The organism is Necropsobacter rosorum (genome assembly GCF_964241405.1).
Lineage (GTDB): Bacteria > Pseudomonadota > Gammaproteobacteria > Enterobacterales > Pasteurellaceae > Necropsobacter > Necropsobacter rosorum.
In genome coordinates this window covers 91,122-113,290 of the sequence record NZ_CAXSXF010000003.1, presented here as the reverse complement: position 1 = coordinate 113,290, position 22,169 = coordinate 91,122, and the positions used below count along the sequence as shown (strand labels likewise).

Below are 22,169 nucleotides of genomic sequence, written 5' to 3'. Positions count from 1 at the left end.
CGCAATTTGACATAAAAAAACCCGCATTACGCGGGTTGATTGAAACGCTATTTTCAGCGGCGGTATTATTTCTGCGCGCGCTTGTTATCCAAGGCAAAGGCGCCGGCACCGGAAAAGACAAAAGATAAAAAGACCAGCGCATATAATGCCGCCAGTTCGCCCTGATTAACCAACGGCAGCAGCAGATTATCCGCCGAGGCGTGAATAAAGAAATAAGCATACGCCATTTGACCGGACAGAATAAACGCCGCCGGGCGGGTAAACAGGCCTAAAATAAATAACACACCGCCGACAATTTCAATAACTCCGCCGATGCCGTACAGCGAAAACAACGGCACGCCACCGTTGCCGCCGGTCATGGAAAGCGGAAATTCAAATAATTTCGCCGTGCCGTGCAGTAAAAACATATAACCGGCGATAATGCGTAATAACGCCAGAAAATAGGGGCTGTATTTGTTTAATGAATTCATAAAGTATTCCTTTGCTAAATAACCGAAAATCCCTGTTATCCGTTAACAGGTCCGAGGACTTCAGATCATAACGGAATCCGGCGGATGCCACAACCGCCGGACAAAGAAAAGGACTTTTTCATTTCAGTTAAGAATAAAAACTACTGCCCGATATTTTTCAATAATTGGTTAAAGAACGGTTGCGCCGGCATAAATCCGGTAATCCGGGAATTGGCGATTTCCTCCCCCTGAGCATTAAAAAACAGAATGGTCGGTAAGCCGATCACCTTCAATTTTTCCGTTAATTCCGTATTTTGCGGGCTGTTTTTGGTCATATCCACCTGTAACAGCAGCACGTTTTCAAACGCTGTTCGTACCTGAGGATCAGTGAAGGTATATTGTTCAAATTCCTTGCAGGCCACACACCAATCGGCGTACAGATCAAGCATCGCAACGGTTTTCGGATTGCTGTGCAAAGCCTGCTGCAATTCGGCATAACTGCTAATTCGCCGGAAGTTTACCGCCTGAGAAACGGCGGAATGTTGCACCGCACTTTCCTGCCCGTGCGGTACGGCGCCCCATGCCCAATCCTGTAGCGGCTTGGCGAAAATCAGAGCGCCGATAAGCCAGACGATGCGCAACACCAAACCGACTCCGTGATTTTTCATTTGCAATGCCAGCCACAGGAAAAAGACCAGTCCCCACAGCGCCCATAAACGGCTCGCCCAGTTATCCGGCAGCAAACGGGACAGCAGAAAAACCGGCAATGCCAGCATCACAAAGCCGAACGCCTGTTTGACTTTTACCATCCATGCGCCGGATTGTGGCAAAATCCGATTGCCGAACACCGTAATCAGCATTAACGGCAGCCCCATGCCTAACGCCAGCAAATACAGAGTCAGAGCGCCGGTGAGCAAATCCCCGCTTTGCGCGACATACAGCAAAGCCCCCGACAGAGGCGCAGACGTACAGGGCGAGGCGACAAGGCCTGCGATCATCCCCATCACAAAAACGCCGCCGAACGCACCGCGCTTTTGCTGCTGACTGAGCAAAGTCAGACGGGTTTGCAGCGAACTCGGCAACTGCAAGGTGAACAGCCCGAACATCGACAGCGCCAGCAGCACAAAAATCACCGACAGCCCTATCAAAACCGGCGGGCTTTGTAAGGCAATCTGAAACGGCAGACCAATCGCCGCCACCGCAAGGCCGAGCAAGGTGTAAGTCAGCGCCATGCCCTGCACATAAGCAAAACTCAGCCCCAGCGCGCGGGCCGTATTCGGACGCTGTTTACCGCCGCCAATCACAATCGCCGACAACAGCGGCAACATCGGCAGAACGCAAGGCGTAAACGCCAGCCCGATGCCGAGCAAAAAGAACCCGAACACCGCATAACGGCTCTCAAACAGCCTTTCCGCCAGTCTGTCCTGCTCGCTTAACGACGCCGAAAGTGCGGTGCTTTTTGGCGCTGAAATTCCACCCTCCGCCTGCGCGCCTTGGTTATCGGCAACGGTATGCAAGGCAATTTCCCGGCTTTCCGGCGGATAACAAAAACCGTCGGTGCAACCCTGATAGGTCACCCGCAGCCATTCGCTACGGCGCTCCTGCGGTAACGGCACCTTTAAGGTCAGCGCATGACGATAAATATCCGTGTCGACGAAAAACTCGTCATGATGTCTTTCCGACGGCGGAAAATCGATCTCCTCGATGTTGCCTTGTTGATCTTCAATCAGAATTTCTTTTTTATACAGATAATAGCCGTCCGCGATTTTCCATTGCAATGCCACGGAATCCGCGTTTTGCTCGAACACAAAGCGAAAGGCTTCATCGGCTTTTAAAAAGGAGGATTTGGCGCCGAACAGCCCCGCCTGCGCGCAAAGTGCGGTGAAAATCAGGGTTAAAATTAGAATATATTTTTTCATAGCTAAACATAATCATTATCAATTGACATACCCGACGGGATTTTAACACAATCGGCCGCAAAGACAGGAAAAAAATCAGCGCGGCAAAACAAACTTACTTTATCTAAAAAAATAAGTTTGATAATTGTTCTTATTTGTTGTAGTATGCTCGGACATAGTTATTTTTCAATAAAAAATAAGAAGGTTTTAAATTATGAAAAAAGGTATTCATCCGGAAAATTACCGTACCGTATTATTTTATGACAGCAATGCCAAACAAGGATTCCTGATTCGTTCCTGCGCGCGTACCAGCACGACCATGAAATGGGAAGACGGCAAAGAATATCCGCTGTTTATGTGCGATACCTCCTCCGCCTCTCACCCGTTTTATACCGGTAAGACCAGACAAATCGCCAATGAAGGCCGCGCCAGCGAGTTTGCTAACCGTTACGGCCGGTTCGGCGCCTTAAAATCCAAATAAGGCGGTCGGCATGCAGGTATTATCATCGTTAAAAAGCGCCAAAACCCGCCATCCGGGTTGTAAAATCGTGCGTCGTCACGGCGTGGTTTATGTTATTTGCAAAGAAAACCCGCGTTTTAAAGCTCGTCAGGGCGGTAAGAAAAAAAGATAGTTTTTATTTTGGTATCACTCCTCAACATTTCTCCCTCCTTTCGCGGAGGGAGTTTTTTTGCTTTAAAAATCAATATCCATGATATAGATCATAAAATCAAAAGTTAATTAAATAATTTCAATATTTCCCGCTTGTTACAATAATGTTGCAATTATACAATTACGAATTTAAAATACCCGAGGTTAATCATCCGGTTAAATTAGTTAAACGGACACAGAACGTCCGCGAGGAAGGAATACGATAATGGTTACTCCACAGATTTTAATTGTTGAAGATGAAGCAATTACCAGAAATACGTTAAAAAGCATCTTTGAAGCGGAAGGATACGACGTATTCGAGGCCTGCGACGGCACGCAAATGCACAAAATCCTTTCCGCACAGGAAGTGAACCTTGTGATTATGGACATCAATTTGCCGGGCAAGAACGGGTTGATGCTTGCCCGCGAACTGCGCGAAAACACCGATACGGCGTTGATGTTTTTAACCGGCAGAGACAATGAAGTGGATAAAATTTTAGGGCTGGAAATCGGTGCCGACGATTATATTACCAAGCCGTTTAACCCGCGCGAGCTGACGATCCGCGCCAGAAATCTGCTGCAGCGCACCATGCAGGAACATCACAAAACCGCCAATCAACATATTGAGCAATACCGTTTTAACGGCTGGACGCTGGATCTCAACAGCCGCTCACTGATTAATCCGGAAGGCGAAGAATATAAACTGCCGCGCAGCGAATTCCGCGCAATGCTGCATTTCTGTGAAAATCCGGGCAAAATTCAAACCCGCGAAGAATTATTAAGAAAAATGACCGGCCGCGAACTCAAACCGCAGGACAGAACCGTGGATGTCACCATTCGTCGCATCCGTAAACATTTCGAAGATCATCCCGATACGCCGGAAATCATCGCCACCATTCACGGCGAAGGCTACCGTTTCTGCGGCGATATTGAAGACTAAGATCAAATCCGGAGCAATCAAAACTAAAAAAGTGCGGTGAAATTCACCGCACTTTTCGTTTTTTCCGGTATTATGTAGCAGTTGCACAAAGCCTAAAATCAAATCTAACCGCAATAAAAATGCCTTTAACCGATTAACGTTAAAGACATTTTAGTTTAATAAGCTAAATCTAACAAGGTGTGTTTATTCGAATGGAATGCTACCTTCTAGCAGTAATTCAAGTTCTTCATCGGTAAATGTGATGGGCGTTGGTTTTCGTCTTGCTTTCTCATTTTCTAAGAGAATTTCTTCCATTATTCGGGGAAAGACTTTCTCTGATCGTAACACATAATCTGATTGAGTGAGTAAATCTCTTACACTCATTGGACAACGCAAACGAGTGGTATCTTCTGCAAAACTCACTTCCATTTTAGGTCTTTTATTTTCTTCACTTTCATCGTCATCAAGGTTAATGAGTATATCAAAGACAGCTAATACGACTTGATTATCTGCGATTTCGTATGCACCATAAATTGTAAACAAACTATATAGCGGACGATCTATTTGTTTGGCGATACTACGCAAGGATTTATACAAAGAAAAGAAACTGAAATCAAAGGTGGATTCTGAATAAATGGTTGCTAATCCTTTCATAAATTCCTTAAAATCTTCATAGGACATTTTACGTAAATCAACGTTAAGTGATGTATCTATCATAGTTTTTCCCTTATTAATGAGTGAAATTTTCCCAATAGGTAATATGCTCATTTTTCATCTTTCCCCATAGGCTAATATAGGGAAAGAGTGCCAATGTCGGCATTGTCAAAATCGTATTTGCATCGGGGATAGGGGTTTTTAAGTAACCAAACCGATAAATTACCCCTGCGATAAGCGTGATGAACTCAAGCAGCATTACCCAGCCATTGCCTATCGCAATAGCATAATACATTGGTCTATCTTGATAATTCACCATCAAGTAATGGCTTATTGTGATGATAATTACCAACAACATTAAATAATAGAAAAAGCGTAGCCTTTTTACACGTTGATAGAAGATATTTAAGGTAAGAATGTAGATTAAAATAAACGTTTGCATTATGCCACCAATGAATAGTAAAAATCATTTGAAGCGTGTAGGCTTGCTAAACCAAACTTCGCTTCTGCTTTTTTATTGCCTTGCCAGTACCCAATAAAATCTCGTGATGGCAAGGTGTTTAAGCAACATTTTAGTAATTGCTCAAATTTCTCTTTTACGCTTTTTCGGCGATTATCTTCACGCCACGCTATTTCATTTGCATAGAAAATCAGATATTTATTGTTCATCTTGTGATAGATACCTGTAATTGCTCGCCGTAGTCTTGCGAAAAAGGACTCGGCAAGATTATTCGTTATACCATCAATCGAACAATACTCTTGCGAATGATTGACTCGCCATAAATCATAATGAAAAGCGAGATTGTCATAAGCAGGGTTTTCATCAGCGTGAATCGTGCTGTTTGGCTTGACTAAGCGTTGTGTTAAATCAAGTATATCTTGCGTGTTTTCTTCCTTAACTAAAGCGACAATACTTCTATCAGCCCCTTTCATCGCATCTTGATTAGCCGCACGTTGGCGAAATACCAATACACAAGACTTATCCGCTCGCTGGTAGCGTTTCTTCCGTCTGTCAATACGCTTATGGCGAAAGTTTTTAGGGCGAATATAATAGTTCGTGTAAGCTCCATCAATGTGAACTTCGCCATTCAGCGGTGTTAAATCTTTGACTTTATCAAGGGACTCACGGAATTTATGCAAGAGTACCCACGCTGTTTTATATTGCACATTGAGCTTATGTGATAACGTAATGGCAGATAGTCCTTTGCTTTCAGTCGAAAAATAGAAAATTGCCAGTACAATTTTACGCAAAGAAAGTTTTGCACCTTGAAAAATTGTGCCTGCCGTAATTGAAAAACGATGCTGGCAATGTTTGCATTGCCATTGCTGACGAGTAGAAATGAAATAGGCGTGGTGGCGAGTATGGCAATGCGGACAAATAACATTGTTTATTTCATCTACATTACCCCACCGAGCTTGTTTTAATAGCTGAAAAATCTCGGCTTCAGACAAACTCGCCAAGCTATCTACAGATAGCTGGCGTGCTGCCGCTGATAACCGAAAATGTTGTGCCATAGAAACAAAAATCCCTTCATTAAAACTCTGAAACTTCTAAAGCCTTTTTGGGCTTAAAAGCAAAGTCATAATGAAGGGACTATTCTCTGTGGGCAAAAAGATATTATTTTATAGGGCGTTTGTCAAGCACTTTCTTTTGTCAAGTCTTTTTTGAGATTTTTTGTGTTTTTGAATATAGTCAGTTCCCAAAAGCTCTAAGCTCTGTCAAGAGAAATTTTTTGATGCGTTTGATTGCTGATATTTTAAACGCCTTGAGTGGTTGTTTTAAGTATTCCTTGTGTGTACAGGCACTCAAAGCTAAACGCTAGACACAAAAAAATCGCCCACCTGAATTTTCAGGTCGGCTCAAAGCATTTTGCCTTGAATACCGTACTGCCACAAGGAATTTGTGGACTTTATAAAAGCCGAAATAGAATCTTAATAAAAGTTTCCTAGTATTACTTCAGGAAAAAATAAATACTCTCCAAAGTCATAGTAGTTTTGAATTTCTTTTAGTTACCTAAAGATCGTTCTAATATACCTGTTAATATCATTAAGACACCCCTAAAATCATTTTCTCTATATTAGCTTTAGTTTTTATTAGCTCATTATTAGCAGCAATTTGTAAATCGCTAGCAGTTTGACGAGTTTGACGGATATGGTTAATAATTTTTTTCTGCGTTACTAAAGGGGGAATAGGAATTTCTAACTGCTCCAAATCACTAGCATAAACGTGCGGTTGCCCAGCTCCCTTTTGTAATAGGTAAATTTCTTGCTGTTTTAGTTTTAATATTTCAGCTAAAAACTCCGTTAAAATACTATCTTCATTTTGAGAAAAGATCATTGTGCAGTCAGATGCAAAAATCGGATAATCGTGATACCACACATAGCCTGAATATGCACCGCTAGCACTTACGGTAATCACATTGCCGTTATGGTTAGCAATATGGTGGTTATAGGGGCTAGTCTGACCACCTGCGATCACAGGATAATCTCCATCAATCACTTCATCAGACGTAATACTTTGTCCTTTTTGTAAAATAGCTAATTTATTCAATGACTCATTTTTGTATTTGCCACCTTGAATACGGTAATGTTTATTAAACTGACTTTGTGCATCAAATTGCCCGCTCGATATTTCTCTCATCTGTACTGTAAAAATACGATTTTCTAAACTGTTATCAGTCTGTGGTAATTCAATCTGTAATTCATTTAGCAAATAATCGTTAATACTATTTAATAGGGTTTGGGCTTGTTTATCCATTGTTGATTTAGTCAAAACAGATTTTTTCATTAACGCTATAATACTTTCTTGTTTTTGAAGGTTTGGAATTTTAGGAATTTTCAATGATAAAATTTTATCCAGCCCTAATTTAGGAATAGTTGTTTGGATACTAGAAACAGAAATTTGCTGTTGCACAAAATCGCTTTTAAGCATCAAGTCCAAATATTCAGGAGATAATTTAGAGCGATCTTTTATCGATAGTTTAGCACAATTTTCTGTAAGAATAATTTTTTTATCCTTCGGGAAATTATCTACAATTTGAACTTTTCCAATTGTTCCCGCAATAGAGATAATTAATTCATTTTCAAATAGTTCATATCTTCTTAGGGTTAAATAATTTTTTTCTGAAATAAATTTGCAGTTATCAAAACAAGCTGTTTGATATTCAGTCATATCGCTTACTCTAAAGTACAAATAATCTGTATTTGTTTCAGAATAATTTTCACCTTGCGGTAATCTTTTTCCACCTTGTACACGAATTAAGCTAGATAATTTAATGGTATCAATATCGTTACGATTGTATTGATAAAATCCTGTATCTAATCGTCCTTCTAATTCCCTTGACTGCACCAAGAACATTTGCCCATACGTTAAAGCAGACTGAAAATTAAAACTCGCCATTGTTCACTCCTTCAATAAAACGTGCCAATTCTGAACTAATGGTATCCAGTTCATTGATAGCAGTATCTTTTCCTGTTGCGTCATAACCAATATGTTCAGCGATTGCCATAAATATCGGATAATCAGGCAATTGGGTACGTTTTTGGGCTAGATAATTCTCCAGCATAGCTTCTTTAAGCTCAGTGATTTTTTCTCCGTATTCGCTGTTAATATCATTTTTCCATTCTTTGTAAGCGGCTGTTTCTTTAAAGGCTTTTAAATCGCCTTCAAAATTAGCACCTGTGGCATTTTTTAAGATAGTTTTTTTCTCACTGTCCAATGCTTTTAAAGTGGATTCAAAATTGTGAGCATTTTTGACTGCATTTTGAATATCTTTTTTCAGATTACTGATACGGTCGGTTTCGCTTGGCTCGTATTTACGCAAAAATAGTACGCTACTTTTTACGCCTGCTCCTGTAGCTTTAAAAGCGGTTTGCGGTAAGCTGACTACTGCGATAATGCGGAATTTTTCTTCAATGCTGTCACGCACATATTGCAAACTGCTGTTCGTTAAGATACCGTCTGGAATGACAATCGCTAAATAGCCGTTTGGTTTTAAAAAATTATGGCATTGCTCAATAAATAATATTTCGGTTGCTTGGCTATCTCGATTTTGTACTCCGCTATTTTTAATATCCAGCCAAGAAATATCTTTTAAGCCAAAGCCATAATTAGACAAATAAGCCTTTTCGGTTTGCTTGACTGTACTTCCAAACGGTGGATTGGTAATGATAAAATCAAAGTGATTGTATTTAAAGCCTATATTATTGCTTTGATTCTGTAGCTCAATATCGCTTAATAAGCCGTCGGCAGAAATAACATTGGTATGCCCATCATCGTGAATAATCATATTCATTTTGGCAGCACGGCTAATTTGTTCATTGATTTCAATACCATAAAGTTTTTTCTCAGCAAAATCATGCCAGTGGCGGAAATGCTCGGTACTATGTTGCGGATAGTATTCATCAGCTTCACGACGAACTTTATCCAAAGCGTGCAACAAGAAACCACCACTGCCACAACTGGTATCCAGTACGAAGCTGTCGTGGGTAATTGGTAACACATCAACTATAAATTTCACAATACGGCGTGGGGTAAAATACTGTCCGAAACTACCACGGAAAAACGAATCCATAAAGGTTTCAAAGGCTCGTCCTTTGCTATCTAGGTCAGTTTTACTTAGATTAACATCTTGCAGATAGCCGACAATAGTACGCACCCGTTCAGGTGATAAGCGAATGCTGTCTTTAAAAACTTCAGGGTCTTTGGTTCGCCCTTCTGCATAAAGTTTGGTAATGCGGTCAAACAAGGCTTGATTGTTTTTCTTTATGCCGTCTTCATTTTTCTCATCAAAATCTAACATAATTTGAAAATCGTAAGGCGTTCCATCTTTACGCAGTTTACGTTCGTCCCAAATTTTGCAGAAAATGAGTTTATCCAATTCATCAAAAGCTTCTGATGGATTAAGCTGACCACCAGCCCATAATGCGTTGTGTGCTTGCTTGAAACGGCGGGTTAAATCTGCTTCATCGACAATCTGTAAATCAAAAAACTTTTGTTTACCTTTCTCAGATAACAGATTTGCTCCTTTGGCAAATTTATAACTGGCGAGCTTATCCACACCGAATGGTGGAATATCAGGCAGAGTAGTGCGGCTATTTTTGCTTTTATCTACAGAAAAATATTCGTTTTTTATAGATGATGTTACCCATACGAATTTGACATTATTCGGTAGGGCGTAGGCATAAGAATAGGCTTGATTGACTGCCTGAATAAATTCTGCTTCTGATACTTCAGCTTGTTTGCACTCCACCAAAATATGTGGCTGTTGGCATTCGACATCACGATAAACTACGATATCGGCTTCTTTGGTGCTCGAACCCATTGTTACCGAAACAAAATTACGAATTTGTTCTTTCGGATAACCATATTGCAAAATCAGACGGCAATAAATTTCTGCCTGTACCTGTTCTTCAGGATTGGTAAAATTACGAGAACGCTTTTCGAACAGATATTCGATGCGGTTTTCAGATGAAATAGAAATCAGTTTGTGCTTTATGCCAAGGGCGATAAACTCATTGATTGATTGATTGATTGATTGATTGATTGATTGATTGATTGATTGATTGATTGATTGATTGATTCATTTTTCGATCTTTAAATTAGTTTGTCTAGTATAACTTATAGTTTGTCTGAAATTTCTTTGAAAGAAATTGCAAAGGCTTCTTTAAGGTTATCAGGCATCGTGCGATAGTCCGCAATCAGTTTTTCTTCTTGTGCTGAAATGTTATTTTCCTGCGTTGCTGCTTGAAACATTGCTCCATTTCCTGTAAGCAACCAAGTTATACTGATTTTAAGCCCCTTATGAATTTTTACTAAGGCATCTACATTCGGATCACGCCCTTCATTTAAGTAATTCATTGCGGAGCGATACGAAATTCCCGTCACATTTGAAAATTCCGTTATCGTCATATTTTTGACTTCAAGCACCTGCTTTAATCGTTTCGATATGCACATTATTTCACATTCCTATTGAAAAAAGTGAATGATTGTGATATATTATGCACAATCAATATGAATAATGTTTCATATTCTAATTTATTCAAGGTGTGATCTCAATACTATGACACAACATTTTCTTCTTTCCAGCAAAGCTCGCTCGCTTTCATCTATCAAGATAGCTCGTCTATCTGATGATGAAGCATTTAGCTTATTGTGCGAGCTACGCTGGGGAAGTAAAGAAGTGGTGGTTTGCCCTAAATGCGGTGTTCGGCATAAAGCCTATTTTATCTCTACTCGTAAACAATGGCGTTGCAAGCATTGTAAACACACATTTAGCATTACATCAGGCACAATTTTTGCAAACCGTAAAAAACCATTGCAAACCTACCTTTATATCATCGCTAAATTTGTCAATGCGACTAAAGGTATTTCATCACTACAACTTGCTCGTGATGCTGATGTGAACTATCGTACAGCATTTGTTCTATCTCATAAAGTGCGTAAATCTCTCTTAACACATCGAGATTTACAGCCTTTATCAGGTGAAATTGATATGGACGGTACTTACGTTCACCCTGTGCCACGCAAAAAGAATAAAGCATCTGACCGCTTGGATTATCGTTTGAAAGAAAATCAAAATCCTGATAAACGTTGTGTAATGGTAGCTAGAGAGCATTATTCTGCGATTGAAAAGGGAGCGAATAAGCTAAATCGTGGTGCGAAACGCTCACACGTCTTTGTTACCCTTTTGGAAACACAATCTGTTGTTAATGCTTTTGCTAATGCCTATATTGAGAAAAAGAGTCGTATTAATACTGACGAAAGTAATGCTTACGGTGAATTATTGCTGGATTATGATTTATTCACCGTCAATCACAAAAAAGAATATCGTAGTGATTTAGGTGTAACCAACAATCAGGCAGAAAGTTTCTTTAGTCGTTTCAAACGAATGTACTACGGACAAACCCATAAAATGAGTAATACCTATTTACTCAATTATGCTAATGAAGTGGCTTACCGTGAAGATCATCGTAGAAAATCGAATGGTTGGCAGTTCAAAGATGTGTTAAGCAAATGTCTAAACACCACGAATGAAAATAATGAATGGTGTAGCTATTGGCAACGAAAAATTGTTTATCAAGAAGTGATTTGGCAATAGGGAATGATAATGGCTTATAAACTCGAGCAAAAACTCAAAGCCCTTGCTTTTGAACGTAAACAGGTGTTAGATCATTTAGCATTATTAGATGTAAAGATTGCTACCGTTCAAAAAGCCATTGATTTAATGAAGGCGGAAGAAGATATTGCACGTTATAACACGGAAAATTTCATTTATCGCCGTAGATATAAATTATTTAAAGGGAAAATTCGAAAATACCTTATTCAGATAATGCGTAATGAGCCAAATAAAGCCTTTACGATTACCGAGCTTACCCAACGGATTTTTGATATTGAACAGACACAAGGTATTCCATCGGAAAAACATTTAGATTCCGTGCGTAAGCAGTTAAATACATTTCATCAACGTGATTGGATTATAAGAACACAAATCAGCCGTAGAGAAGTCTATTGGCAATGGAAAATCCATTGATATAAAATCAGATTTTAACGATAATTCAAATATAACTGGTTAATTATTAGGATAAATTATGCTACGCATTCCCCCGACACAAATCAATCGTTATGTTAGCAGCATTGTGGCATTAAACGTTCATAGCCCCAATGGAACAGGCGATTGGCATAGTGCAGCAGCATTAAATGATGATGCCTATCCGCAAGATTTTTATATTTATGGCTTTGGTCAAAAACGAAATACTCATCACCTTTTGGGCGATATTGGGATTATTGACGGCACAAAAAGGCTCAATGATATGGGATATTTCCCTGAAAACAGCCCTGTTTGGCTTGCCGACCACCCAAGAGCTTGTGTCGATTATCTTTATACAGCTGTGTTGCAAACAGGCTCTATTGGGCGTGTTATTTTAGATGATTGGTTTCCCAGCGATGAAGATAAACAATCGGTCTATCAATTACTCGACCAAATTGAACCGCACTTAACGAAACAAGAAAGGGAAAATTTACAATTATGGAAACGCAAAAACCCAATAATGTAATGCTCACAGAACGTGATAAACATCACGAACGGTTGATGGTAAATATCCTAAAAAATCTTTCCGATACGCCTTTGGTATTGAAAGGCGGCACAGCACTTTATCTCGGCTATGGCTTAAACCGTTTTTCCGAAGATTTGGACTTCGATTCAGGTAAGAAACTGAATTTGCTCAATAAAATCAAAGCATCTGCTCCGCACGGCATTGTGATTGATGATATTAATGTGAAAAAAGATACCGATACCGTCAGTCGCTATATTGTGAATTATCATATTCGTGATACAGGTATCAAAGATGCCCTAAAAATGGAAATTTCTTACCGAACACCAGCGTCAGATGAGCAAATTACGGTTAAAGATAGCATTCGTTTTTCATCGGTGGAACGCATTATTGATAACAAACTGCACGCTGCCTATGATGGTAATAACACTCGAACAAAAGGGCGTGATTTATTTGACTTACATTTCTTAGCAAGCCATTACGCTGAACATTTTGATTTTGAACTTGCTGCTCGCTTGAAAGGTTTTGCACAAGATCCTGATAAATTAGTCAGTTTATATCGGGAAGATATTGAAGCCGATCCATTACTTAATAAGATTATGGACGTTGAACAAATAGCACTTGAACTAAATGAAATGGCAGAAACGATTTATTTCACCCAACGAATGCAAAATCACCCAGCAATGCAAGCATTAACGTCTAATGCTCAAAAGCAATTTAAAGGGCTGCTAGATGAAGCAACAAATAAGAAAGAAGAAACAATACAAGAAAATATTGTATCGCCTTCACTCAAAATGAAATGCTAAATAACAATAGCGGTATTTCTACCGCTATTCCTTATCCTTGTTCAAGCGGTTTTAACCGCCAAAGCCTTGCCGCACATTCCACAATTCCTTGCTCACGTAACCGAAACAAAATCCGATTAACCGCTTTATAGTGCTTATCTCCAAAATCTACAAATTGCGGATTTCCTGCAAGTGTTAAAACCTTTTCTGCTATCTCATCGCAAAACAGCCACTCCCGATTTTCTCGTAACACTTGAGCCACCTTTCTTGCTGTAATTAAAGATGACGGCTTAGGTTCTTTTGGCATATATGGCTGAATTAGGGTATTCATTTCTTGTGTTAAGTGCTGTATTTGGGCTGTTAATTCATCTTGCTTTTCTTTTAGAGAGAGTAAACGAGAGATCAACTCGTGCTTGGATAATTTTTGTGCCATAATAAAAAAAATCCCTATTGAGTGTAAATTTCAATAGGGATTTTAATGTTTTCAATCGGTTAAATCTTTGTGCAACTGCTACATAATACCGGTTTTTTCGCTGAGTTTGCCGGCTGCCGTCCGGTAGGTAGGTCAGTCGTCCTCATCGTCACTGTCCGGCGTTACCGCATCCACCACCGCACCGGTCGTTTTCACCGCCACTTTACCGGCCGTGGCGACCGTGCCGACGGCCAGTCCTACCGCGGAGGTAACGATACAACCGTTTAACAGCACACAGCAAAATCCCAGCCCTAAAAATCGGAAAAATACGTTCATCGTTGTCCTTCAAAACCTGTCATTATATGCCGTCTTTTTGCCATCAGCGCGGCGGGAAAATGCCCAAACTGTCCCACATCGCATCGATTTTTTTCACCACTTCGGGATCTTTTTTAATCGGTACGCCCCATTCACGCTGAGTTTCGCCCGGCCATTTATTGGTGGCATCAATGCCCATTTTCGAGCCTAACCCCGCCACCGGCGAAGCGAAATCCAGATAATCGATCGGCGTATGTTCCACAATTGTGCAATCGCGCGCCGGATCGCTGCGGGTGGTGATCGCCCAAATCACATCTTTCCAATCCCGCGCGTTGATATCCTCATCGCAGACGATCACGAATTTAGTGTACATAAACTGGCGCAGGAACGACCAAACCCCCATCATCACCCGTTTGGCGTGACCGGCATATTGTTTTTTAATCGTTACCACCGCCAGACGATAAGAGCAGCCTTCCGGCGGCAGGTAAAAATCGACGATTTCCGGAAACTGTTTCTGCAAAATAGGAATAAACACTTCGTTCAGCGCTTCGCCCAACACCGCCGGTTCGTCAGGCGGACGTCCGGTATAGGTGGAATGATAAATGGGATCTTTACGCATGGTAATATGCGTTACGGTAAACACCGGAAAATATTCCTGTTCGTTATAATAGCCGGTGTGATCGCCGTAAGGCCCTTCAAGGGCGGTTTCATTCGGATCAATATAACCTTCCAGCACAATTTCCGCCCCCGCCGGCACCTCCAGATCATTGCTGACCGATTTCACCACTTCCGTTTTGTTGCCGCGCAATAATCCGGCAAAGGCATATTCCGACAAACTGTCCGGCACCGGCGTCACCGCGCCCAAAATGGTGGCGGGATCCGCCCCCAGCGCCACGGAGACCGGAAACGGTTGATTCGGATACGCCGCTTTCCAGTCCTGCAAATCCAGCGCACCGCCGCGATGAGAAAGCCAGCGCATAATCAGCTTATTTTTGCCGATCAGCTGCTGACGGTAAATGCCCAGATTCTGACGCGCTTTATGCGGGCCGCGGGTAATCGTCAGCCCCCAGGTCACCAGCGGCGCCACGTCTTCTTTCCAGCAATGCATAATCGGCAGTTGATATAAATCCACCTGCTCGCCGCTCAGCACCTGCTGCTGACAATCCGCCCGCCCCAGCACTTTGGTCGGCATATTCAATACCTGCTTAAACTGCGGCAGGGTCGACCACAAATCCTTAAACCCTCTCGGCGGCTGCGGCTCTTTCAAAAACGCCAGCAGTTGCCCCACTTCGCGCAGCGCAGACACCTCCTCCCGCCCCATGCCCATGGCGACGCGTTTCGGCGTACCGAACAGATTGCACAGCACCGGTATGCGAAACCCTTTCGGATTTTCAAACAGCAAGGCCGGCCCGCCGGCGCGTAACGTGCGGTCGGCAATTTCCGTCATTTCCAGATAAGGATCGATCTGCTGCGTAATCCGTTTCAGCTCGCCCTGTTGTTCTAATAACGCCAGAAAATCGCGTAAATTTTTATATTTCATAGGCTGATTATCATCCTGTTTAATGGTGTGCGCATTGTTATAAAGAATAACCGCCAATGCAAGCCTTTTTGCTATATTTTCCGTTATTAGGTAGAATGAGCGCCAACCAAATTCAGCACATCAGCAGGCAATATGACAAAGAAAAAAACCAAAGTCGGCTCAAATACCATCGCCCTAAACAAACGAGCAAGACACGACTATTTTATTGAAGATGAAATCGAAGCGGGACTATCGCTGCAAGGCTGGGAAGTGAAATCCATGCGTGCGGGCAAAGCCAACATCAGCGACAGCTATATTATTTTTAAACACGGCGAAGCCTATTTATTCGGCGCCAGCATCCAGCCCTTAAGCGTCGCCTCCACCCATATCGTCTGCGACCCGACCCGCACCCGCAAATTATTGTTAAACCAGCGCGAACTGGCCTCCCTGTTCGGCAAAGCCAACCGCGACGGTTTCACCATCGTCGCTCTGGCGTTATATTGGAAAGGCGCGTGGGCGAAGGTCAAAATCGGTCTGGCGAAAGGGAAAAAACAACATGATAAACGGGAAGACATCAAAGAACGCGAATGGCGGCTGACCAAAGACCGGATCATGAAAAATGCCGCGCGCGGCTAAGCAACGGTTTTGATCTTGATGCTAGATTGACGAGGAGTGCGAAAAAAGCCGGTATAACCCTATCACAGGCCAGCGTCGAATCGTCCGGGCGGATTGATATTCGCCCTTTTCATTTGTTTTCAGCGCCGCTCTTCCGTCGCCCCGGCAAAATACATATCGATAATGCCACGACAGCAGAAGCGCAAAAAAAGCGCAATATTGACCGCACTTTTATGCCAGTTTATCGCTGACGGCCTCTACCCGGCTGAGAATCTCGCCCTGTGCCAAGCGGGTGGTCAGGCGCTCGCCGATCTTCACCTGACGGCAGTGAGTGACTGCACAACCCGCTTCATTCTGCGCAATGGAATAGCCGCGCGCCAGCACTTTCAGCGGGCTTAATCCGTCCAGTTTGGCGCATAACGCGGCGATATGATGCCGTTGCAATGCCAGATGCTTTTCTGCCGCCAGATCGAGCCGCACTTGCAGCTGGCGGATTGTCTGCCCTTGCTTTTGCAGTCGGTAAGGCAGCGGATTGTTATACAGCCGATCGCAAAGTGCGGTCAGATTTTGCCGTTTTTTATCCTGCCATTGCATCATCGCCCGCTGCAACCGGTGCATAAACTGCTGCATTTCGCGCTGCTGCAAACGCAGCTGAGTTTGCGGATGCCGGTTTTGCAGGCGCCGGCGCATATGCCGCAGCGCTTGCGTTTTCTGTTCGAACAGCCGATCAAACGCCAAATCCAAGCGCTGCCGTTTATCCCGCAGACGACGCAATAATTCCTGCTGATCACGGCTGACCAGTTCGGCGGCGGCGGAAGGCGTCGGCGCGCGCAAATCGGCGACAAAATCCGCAATGGTTACGTCGGTTTCATGCCCCACGGCGCTGATCACCGGCAGTGCGGAATGAAAAATCGCCCGCGCCAGCGCTTCTTCGTTAAAGCACCACAAATCCTCCAGCGATCCGCCGCCGCGCCCGACAATCAACACATCCACTTCCTGCCGCCGATTCGCCAGTTCAAGGGTGCGTACGATTTCCGCCGTCGCTTCTTTGCCCTGTACCGCAGTCGGGTAAATCACCACGCGCAGACTCGGATCGCGGCGCTGCAAAATATGCAGCATATCCTGCAGGGCGGCGCCGGTGGCCGAGGTGATAATGCCGACCGCGCGACAAAAGTGCGGTAGCGTTTTCTTCAGATTCTGCGCAAACAGCCCCTCCGCCGCCAGCTTCAGCTTTAATGCGTCAAATTGCTGTTGCAGTAATCCTTCGCCCGCCGGCTGCATGCTTTCAATAATCAGCTGATAGTCGCCGCGCGGTTCATACAGACTGACGTTTGCCCGCACCAGCACCTGCATGCCGTTTTGCGGGCGAAACGCCACGCGCAGATTTTTCATCCGGAACATGGCGCAACGTACCTGCGCATTTTCATCCTTCAGCGTCAGATACCAGTGACCGGAGACCGGCTGACTGAAATTAGAAATTTCCCCCGTCAGCCAGACTGTGCCGAATTGCCCTTCCAGCATTTGGCGTACCGACTGATTAAGCTGCGAGACGGAATAAATGTTGGCGTTACTCATCGTTATTCGTCCAGCAATACCCAGCCGTCATCCAGCCAGTTGCAAATGCTGTCCGGCAGCAGCTGAAGTGCGGTCTGTTTTTCCGCCGTTTGTGCCGCCAGTGCTAAAATATCCTGCCAGTTAAGGCGACGGCCGTCAGCCAGATGTTTTAAAATCAGCGCTTCCAGCGGATTGAGTTCGTCCAGCCATTCACCGTTGGCGTAAATCCGCAACGGCTGTCGCGTATAAACCAGTTTGCAGTTGTTATCCTGTACCAGCCGCGCCTTTTCCTGCGTTAAACGCAAGCGCACCTCATCCGGCTCGGCCATATCGCCGGTCGGCAGCAGTTCATAACGGCGCGTGCTGACCGCGGCGGCCACCGCCTGTTGAAACAGACGTTCAAACGGCGCCGACTGTGCCAGCGTCGCCAGCAGCTGCCGTTTCATTTCCGCAACCGTCGCCGGATCAAGTTCGCCGCTTTGCTGTACCGACGGGCGCAAACGCAGCGGTATTGCAAATTCGTTCAGATCGCAGTCTGGATGTGGCTGGCAAAGCGCTTTATTAAGGTTTTCCAGCAAATCCGTCGGATTCGGATAACGCAAGCCGAAAGAGAAGGTCAGACAATCATCCTGCGCCACGCCGTAATGCGACAGGCGCGACGGAATATATAACACATCGCCCGGCGCCATCACCTCGTCCAGCACCAGCTCGCCCATATCGTCAAAAATGCGGATCGGCTGATTCGGTTTGAACTCGGTAGCGGGATCGCACCACTTGCCCAGCTGCCAGCGGCGATGGCCGTAGCCCTGCACCAGAAAAACATCATATTCGTCATAATGTTTGCCTACCGAACCGCCCAGCGGCGCATAAGACACCATAATATCGTCGCGCTGCCATTGCGGAATAAACCCAAAAGCGCGCCACAATTGCCCCAGCTCCGTTGACCACTGTTCCATATTCTGTACCAGCACTGTCCAGCGCGGCGGCAAGTCGGCAAAATCGGCGGCCGTCAGCGGGCTGGGGGTGAACGTCCAATTATCGTCGTCGTATTGTTTCAGCAAACGGGCGGTCACCTCTTCGCTTTGTGCCAGCTCAAGAATATCCTGCGGTTCGAAGCGGCCGACAATCTGCGGTAAACCGTTGCGGATAAGCAGCGGCTTTTGCTGCCAGTAATCACGCAAAAAAATCGCCGGCGTAATCGGTTCGGGTAAACAGAAGTCAGTCATGTTGCGTCTCCTTTTGCGCCGCTTTCGCCGATTGTTTCGCCAGTTTCTCGGCCTGTTTCTGCGCCAGTTGTTCCTGTTGCTGCTGTGCCGCCCGCTTGCGGCGGATGTCTTTCGGATCGGCCAGCAGCGGACGATAAATCTCAATGCGATCGCCGTCTTGCAGCGGATCGCTCAGTTTGGCCGGCCGGCTGAAAATGCCGACTTTATTTTCACGCAGATCAATCTCGGTAAACTGCTGCAAAATGCCCGATTGTAAAATGGCGCTCTGCACCGTCGTGCCGGCCTCCACATGAAAGCCTTTTAAATAATAATGGTCGGGAAAAGCATAGGCGATTTCAATGTTTATCTGTGCCACGGCAAGCTCCTTAGTGATAGATCGCTTTCGCCCGCTGTTTGAACGCATCCACCATTTTGCCGGTTAAATGGGTGAAAATCCGTCCGAACGCCAGCGCAATAATCGGGTTGGAAAACTCAAATTCCAGATCCAGCGAAATTTTACAGCATTGTTCGTCAAGTTCGTCAAACGTCCAGCGCCCGTGCAGAAATTCAAACGGCCCTTCCGCCAACCGCATCGTAATGCTGCGATCCGGCGTCATTCGGTTGCGGGTGGTAAAGCGCTGGCTGATGCCGGCTTTGCTGATAGTCAGCTCCGCCGTCAATTCCTGCGGGTTCGGCGTAACGGTGCGGGCGGCGACGCAGCCCGGCAAAAATTCCGGATAGCGTTCGTAATCGTTGACTAAGGCATACATTTGCGCGGCGCTGTACGGCACCAGCGCACTTTGATTCACACTTGGCATGGCAATCGCTATTATCTATTATGTGGTTAAAAAAACTTTGCTATTATAGCGAAAAAGTGCGGTCAAAAATAAGGAAAAAATATGAATTGGTTATGGTTTGCGGTCGGTTCGGCCTTTTTCGCCGGTCTGACCGCCATTTTCGGCAAACTCGGGGTTGAAGGCATCAACAGTAATCTGGCGACCTTTATCCGTACCGTCGTGGTGCTGTTCGTTGCCGGCGGCATTATCACCATGCGCAACGAATGGCAGCTGCCGCAGCATATCGCCGCCCGCCCGATGACCTTTTTACTGCTGTCCGGCGTTGCCACCGGCTTATCCTGGCTGTGTTATTACCGCGCGCTGCAAATGGCGCCCGCCTCTTGGGTCGCGCCGATCGATAAACTCAGCGTGGTGATCGCCATTGTGTTAGGCATCGTCATTTTAGGCGAGCCTATCAGCAGCAAACTGATTATCGGCGCGCTGCTAATCTTATCCGGAGTGTTAGTGCTGGCGCTGTAAGGCGTGATTGAGTCCCCGGGCATTTTCCGCTACAATAGCCCACCTTTTTATTTCAGCGGACAACATCGGAACCATGGCAGAAATCAAATTAATCGTCGGGCTGGGCAATCCGGGCGATAAATATGCCGACACCCGCCACAACGCCGGCGAATGGCTGCTTAACCGTTTGGCGCGACAGTTTAATTTCAGCTTAAAAGAAGACGGCAAATTTTTCGGCAAAACGGCGCGCGCGCTGATCCACGGGCAGGAAGTGCGGTTTTTGCTGCCGACGACCTTTATGAATCTCAGCGGTAAAGCGGTGGGGGCGCTGGCGGCCTTTTACCGGATTAAGCCGGAGGAAATCCTGATTATTCACGATGAGCTGGATTTACCGCCCGGGGTGGCGAAAATCAAACTGGGCGGCGGACACGGCGGGCATAACGGCTTGCGCGACAGTATCGCTCAGCTCGGCAACAATAAAAATTTCTATCGGTTAAGAATCGGCATCGGCCATCCGGGCGATAAAAATCTGGTGGCCGCCTATGTTCTGAGCAAACCCGCACCGGCGGATCGCCTGCGCATCGATAAAGCGTTGGAGGAAGCCGCCGCCTGCGTGGATATTCTGCTCCGTGAGGGAATAACCAAAGCGACCAATCGGTTAAACAGTTTTAAAGCATAAATAAAAATGACAATGAAAGGAAAATATTATGGGATTTAAATGCGGTATCGTCGGCCTGCCGAATGTAGGCAAATCGACCCTTTTTAATGCGCTGACCAAAGCCGGTATTGAAGCGGCGAACTACCCGTTTTGCACGATCGAGCCGAATACCGGTGTGGTGCCGATGCCGGATCCGCGTCTGGACGCCCTGGCGAAGATCGTCAATCCTGAACGCGTGCTGCCGACCACCATGGAATTTGTGGACATTGCCGGTTTAGTGGCGGGCGCCAGCAAAGGCGAAGGACTGGGCAATAAATTTCTCGCCAATATCCGGGAAACCGATGCCATCGGACATGTAGTGCGCTGTTTTGAAAATGACGATATCGTTCACGTCGCCGGTAAAATCGACCCGGCGGAAGATATCGACACCATTAATACCGAACTGGCGCTGGCGGATTTAGACAGCTGCGAACGCGCCATTCAGCGTTTACAAAAACGAGCCAAGGGCGGCGACAAAGAAGCGAAATTCGAGCTTTCGATCATGGAAAAAATTCTGCCGGTACTGGAAAACGCGGGCATGATTCGCGCAATCGGGCTGGATAAAGAGGAATTGCAGGCGATCAAAAGCTATAATTTTCTGACCTTAAAACCGACCATGTATATCGCCAATGTCAATGAAGACGGCTTTGAAAATAATCCGTATCTGGATCGGGTGCGCGACATCGCCGAGCGTGAAGGCGCCGTAGTAGTGCCGGTGTGTGCGGCCATCGAGTCGGAAATCGCCGAGCTGGAAGACGATGAAAAAATCGAATTTCTACAGGATCTGGGCATTGAAGAGCCGGGGTTAAACCGAGTGATCCGCGCCGGTTACGCGCTGTTGAATCTGCAAACTTATTTCACCGCCGGGGTGAAAGAAGTGCGCGCCTGGACCGTTTCCGTCGGCGCCACCGCACCGAAAGCGGCGGCAGTGATCCATACCGATTTTGAAAAAGGCTTTATCCGCGCCGAAGTGATTTCCTATGAGGATTTTATCCGCTACAACGGCGAAAACGGTGCCAAAGAAGCGGGCAAATGGCGCTTGGAAGGCAAAGACTATATCGTACAGGACGGCGATGTGATGCATTTCCGTTTTAATGTTTAAGCAAATTGCGCAATATTCGGCATGCCATAAAACATCACCAAAAAGCACC

The 22,169-nt window shown here is 44.9% G+C and carries 27 protein-coding genes; 12 read left to right on the top strand and 15 right to left on the bottom strand.

Annotation, left to right across the window (positions count from 1 at the left end; all coding sequences use genetic code 11):
* Positions 1-65: 65 nt before the first annotated feature.
* Both ACESOH_RS07085 and ACESOH_RS07080 read right to left on the bottom strand, forming a co-directional pair.
* A complete protein-coding gene (locus ACESOH_RS07085) occupies positions 66-470 on the bottom strand; it encodes a DoxX family protein (RefSeq protein WP_373100509.1) in 405 nt (134 codons plus the stop codon).
* A gap of 140 nt (positions 471-610) precedes the next feature.
* A complete protein-coding gene (locus ACESOH_RS07080; protein ID WP_373100508.1) occupies positions 611-2,368 on the bottom strand; it encodes a protein-disulfide reductase DsbD in 1,758 nt (585 codons plus the stop codon).
* Positions 2,369-2,561: 193 nt separating this feature from the next.
* Between ACESOH_RS07080 and ACESOH_RS07075 the strand changes: the two genes are divergently transcribed.
* From ACESOH_RS07075 to arcA, 3 genes are all read left to right on the top strand, one after another.
* Positions 2,562-2,828 carry a type B 50S ribosomal protein L31 gene (locus ACESOH_RS07075; RefSeq protein ID WP_032092172.1) on the top strand — a complete coding sequence of 89 codons (267 nt, stop codon included), beginning with the start codon at positions 2,562-2,564 and terminating at the stop codon, positions 2,826-2,828.
* Between the two features lie 10 nt (positions 2,829-2,838).
* Positions 2,839-2,979, top strand: coding sequence for a type B 50S ribosomal protein L36 (ykgO, locus tag ACESOH_RS07070; protein ID WP_005720998.1), 141 nt, complete (start codon positions 2,839-2,841; stop codon positions 2,977-2,979).
* A gap of 243 nt (positions 2,980-3,222) precedes the next feature.
* The gene (arcA, locus tag ACESOH_RS07065; RefSeq protein WP_032092173.1) at positions 3,223-3,936 is read left to right on the top strand and encodes a two-component system response regulator ArcA; all 714 of its coding nucleotides are present in this window, start codon (positions 3,223-3,225) and stop codon (positions 3,934-3,936) included.
* Between the two features lie 183 nt (positions 3,937-4,119).
* Here arcA and ACESOH_RS07060 read toward each other — a convergent pair whose 3' ends face one another.
* The 6 genes from ACESOH_RS07060 to ACESOH_RS07035 all read right to left on the bottom strand — a co-directional run bounded on the left by ACESOH_RS07060 (position 4,120) and on the right by ACESOH_RS07035 (position 10,525).
* The gene (locus tag ACESOH_RS07060; protein WP_373100507.1) at positions 4,120-4,632 is read right to left on the bottom strand and encodes a hypothetical protein; all 513 of its coding nucleotides are present in this window, start codon (positions 4,630-4,632) and stop codon (positions 4,120-4,122) included.
* Between the two features lie 13 nt (positions 4,633-4,645).
* Positions 4,646-5,011 carry a hypothetical protein gene (locus ACESOH_RS07055; RefSeq protein ID WP_373100506.1) on the bottom strand — a complete coding sequence of 122 codons (366 nt, stop codon included), beginning with the start codon at positions 5,009-5,011 and terminating at the stop codon, positions 4,646-4,648.
* Positions 5,011-6,084: an IS1595 family transposase gene (locus tag ACESOH_RS07050; protein WP_373100505.1), complete on the bottom strand. Its 1,074-nt coding sequence runs from the start codon at positions 6,082-6,084 to the stop codon at positions 5,011-5,013. Before ACESOH_RS07050 ends, ACESOH_RS07055 begins: the two co-directional genes overlap by 1 nt.
* Positions 6,085-6,616: 532 nt before the next feature.
* The gene (locus ACESOH_RS07045; protein WP_373100504.1) at positions 6,617-7,969 is read right to left on the bottom strand and encodes a restriction endonuclease subunit S; all 1,353 of its coding nucleotides are present in this window, start codon (positions 7,967-7,969) and stop codon (positions 6,617-6,619) included.
* Positions 7,956-10,019: a type I restriction-modification system subunit M gene (locus ACESOH_RS07040; RefSeq protein ID WP_373100678.1), complete on the bottom strand. Its 2,064-nt coding sequence runs from the start codon at positions 10,017-10,019 to the stop codon at positions 7,956-7,958. The genes ACESOH_RS07045 and ACESOH_RS07040 overlap by 14 nt, the downstream gene beginning before the upstream one ends.
* 170 nt (positions 10,020-10,189) lie before the next feature.
* Entirely contained in the window at positions 10,190-10,525 is a 336-nt protein-coding gene (locus ACESOH_RS07035) for a helix-turn-helix domain-containing protein (protein ID WP_373100503.1), read from the bottom strand.
* Between the two features lie 106 nt (positions 10,526-10,631).
* Between ACESOH_RS07035 and ACESOH_RS07030 the strand changes: the two genes are divergently transcribed.
* Genes ACESOH_RS07030 through ACESOH_RS07015 form a run of 4 tightly spaced genes read left to right on the top strand, consistent with a single transcriptional unit; the run spans position 10,632 to position 13,427 of the window.
* A complete protein-coding gene (locus ACESOH_RS07030; RefSeq protein WP_373100502.1) occupies positions 10,632-11,669 on the top strand; it encodes an IS1595 family transposase in 1,038 nt (345 codons plus the stop codon).
* A 9-nt stretch (positions 11,670-11,678) separates the two neighbouring features.
* Positions 11,679-12,101, top strand: coding sequence for a hypothetical protein (locus ACESOH_RS07025; protein WP_373100501.1), 423 nt, complete (start codon positions 11,679-11,681; stop codon positions 12,099-12,101).
* A 58-nt stretch (positions 12,102-12,159) separates the two neighbouring features.
* Complete coding sequence (locus tag ACESOH_RS07020; RefSeq protein WP_373100500.1) at positions 12,160-12,624, top strand: hypothetical protein; 465 nt, start codon at positions 12,160-12,162, stop codon at positions 12,622-12,624.
* The gene (locus ACESOH_RS07015) at positions 12,597-13,427 is read left to right on the top strand and encodes a nucleotidyl transferase AbiEii/AbiGii toxin family protein (RefSeq protein ID WP_373100499.1); all 831 of its coding nucleotides are present in this window, start codon (positions 12,597-12,599) and stop codon (positions 13,425-13,427) included. Before ACESOH_RS07020 ends, ACESOH_RS07015 begins: the two co-directional genes overlap by 28 nt.
* A 31-nt stretch (positions 13,428-13,458) precedes the next feature.
* Here the strand turns inward: ACESOH_RS07015 and ACESOH_RS07010 are convergent, their stop codons facing one another.
* The 3 genes from ACESOH_RS07010 to ubiD form a co-directional block, all read right to left on the bottom strand.
* Positions 13,459-13,839 carry a hypothetical protein gene (locus ACESOH_RS07010; RefSeq protein ID WP_373100498.1) on the bottom strand — a complete coding sequence of 127 codons (381 nt, stop codon included), beginning with the start codon at positions 13,837-13,839 and terminating at the stop codon, positions 13,459-13,461.
* A 132-nt stretch (positions 13,840-13,971) separates the two neighbouring features.
* A complete protein-coding gene (locus tag ACESOH_RS07005; protein ID WP_051977393.1) occupies positions 13,972-14,154 on the bottom strand; it encodes an NF038104 family lipoprotein in 183 nt (60 codons plus the stop codon).
* A 43-nt stretch (positions 14,155-14,197) separates the two neighbouring features.
* Positions 14,198-15,673: a 4-hydroxy-3-polyprenylbenzoate decarboxylase gene (gene ubiD / locus ACESOH_RS07000; protein WP_373100497.1), complete on the bottom strand. Its 1,476-nt coding sequence runs from the start codon at positions 15,671-15,673 to the stop codon at positions 14,198-14,200.
* 132 nt (positions 15,674-15,805) lie between these two features.
* Between ubiD and smpB the strand changes: the two genes are divergently transcribed.
* Together smpB and ACESOH_RS06990 are read left to right on the top strand one after the other, a co-directional pair.
* Complete coding sequence (smpB, locus tag ACESOH_RS06995; RefSeq protein ID WP_373100496.1) at positions 15,806-16,288, top strand: SsrA-binding protein SmpB; 483 nt, start codon at positions 15,806-15,808, stop codon at positions 16,286-16,288.
* The gene (locus tag ACESOH_RS06990; protein WP_373100686.1) at positions 16,240-16,518 is read left to right on the top strand and encodes a hypothetical protein; all 279 of its coding nucleotides are present in this window, start codon (positions 16,240-16,242) and stop codon (positions 16,516-16,518) included. Before smpB ends, ACESOH_RS06990 begins: the two co-directional genes overlap by 49 nt.
* On the opposite strand, the gene xseA is transcribed toward ACESOH_RS06990, so the two are convergent.
* From xseA to ACESOH_RS06970, 4 genes are read right to left on the bottom strand one after another with little or no spacing between them, the layout of a single operon-like run.
* A complete protein-coding gene (gene xseA, locus ACESOH_RS06985; protein ID WP_373100495.1) occupies positions 16,499-17,842 on the bottom strand; it encodes an exodeoxyribonuclease VII large subunit in 1,344 nt (447 codons plus the stop codon). The two genes, ACESOH_RS06990 and xseA, sit on opposite strands and share 20 nt — an antisense overlap.
* A 2-nt stretch (positions 17,843-17,844) precedes the next feature.
* The gene (locus ACESOH_RS06980) at positions 17,845-19,047 is read right to left on the bottom strand and encodes a ribosomal protein uL16 3-hydroxylase (RefSeq protein ID WP_373100494.1); all 1,203 of its coding nucleotides are present in this window, start codon (positions 19,045-19,047) and stop codon (positions 17,845-17,847) included.
* Positions 19,040-19,402, bottom strand: coding sequence for an RnfH family protein (locus tag ACESOH_RS06975; protein WP_373100493.1), 363 nt, complete (start codon positions 19,400-19,402; stop codon positions 19,040-19,042). Before ACESOH_RS06975 ends, ACESOH_RS06980 begins: the two co-directional genes overlap by 8 nt.
* A 10-nt stretch (positions 19,403-19,412) precedes the next feature.
* Positions 19,413-19,844: a type II toxin-antitoxin system RatA family toxin gene (locus ACESOH_RS06970; RefSeq protein WP_032092178.1), complete on the bottom strand. Its 432-nt coding sequence runs from the start codon at positions 19,842-19,844 to the stop codon at positions 19,413-19,415.
* A gap of 81 nt (positions 19,845-19,925) precedes the next feature.
* Between ACESOH_RS06970 and ACESOH_RS06965 the strand changes: the two genes are divergently transcribed.
* The 3 genes from ACESOH_RS06965 to ychF all read left to right on the top strand — a co-directional run bounded on the left by ACESOH_RS06965 (position 19,926) and on the right by ychF (position 22,120).
* Positions 19,926-20,342, top strand: coding sequence for an EamA family transporter (locus ACESOH_RS06965; RefSeq protein ID WP_032092179.1), 417 nt, complete (start codon positions 19,926-19,928; stop codon positions 20,340-20,342).
* A 73-nt stretch (positions 20,343-20,415) separates the two neighbouring features.
* Positions 20,416-21,000 carry an aminoacyl-tRNA hydrolase gene (gene pth, locus ACESOH_RS06960; protein WP_032092180.1) on the top strand — a complete coding sequence of 195 codons (585 nt, stop codon included), beginning with the start codon at positions 20,416-20,418 and terminating at the stop codon, positions 20,998-21,000.
* A 28-nt stretch (positions 21,001-21,028) separates the two neighbouring features.
* Positions 21,029-22,120 carry a redox-regulated ATPase YchF gene (ychF, locus tag ACESOH_RS06955; protein ID WP_373100492.1) on the top strand — a complete coding sequence of 364 codons (1,092 nt, stop codon included), beginning with the start codon at positions 21,029-21,031 and terminating at the stop codon, positions 22,118-22,120.
* Positions 22,121-22,169 lie beyond the last annotated feature (49 nt).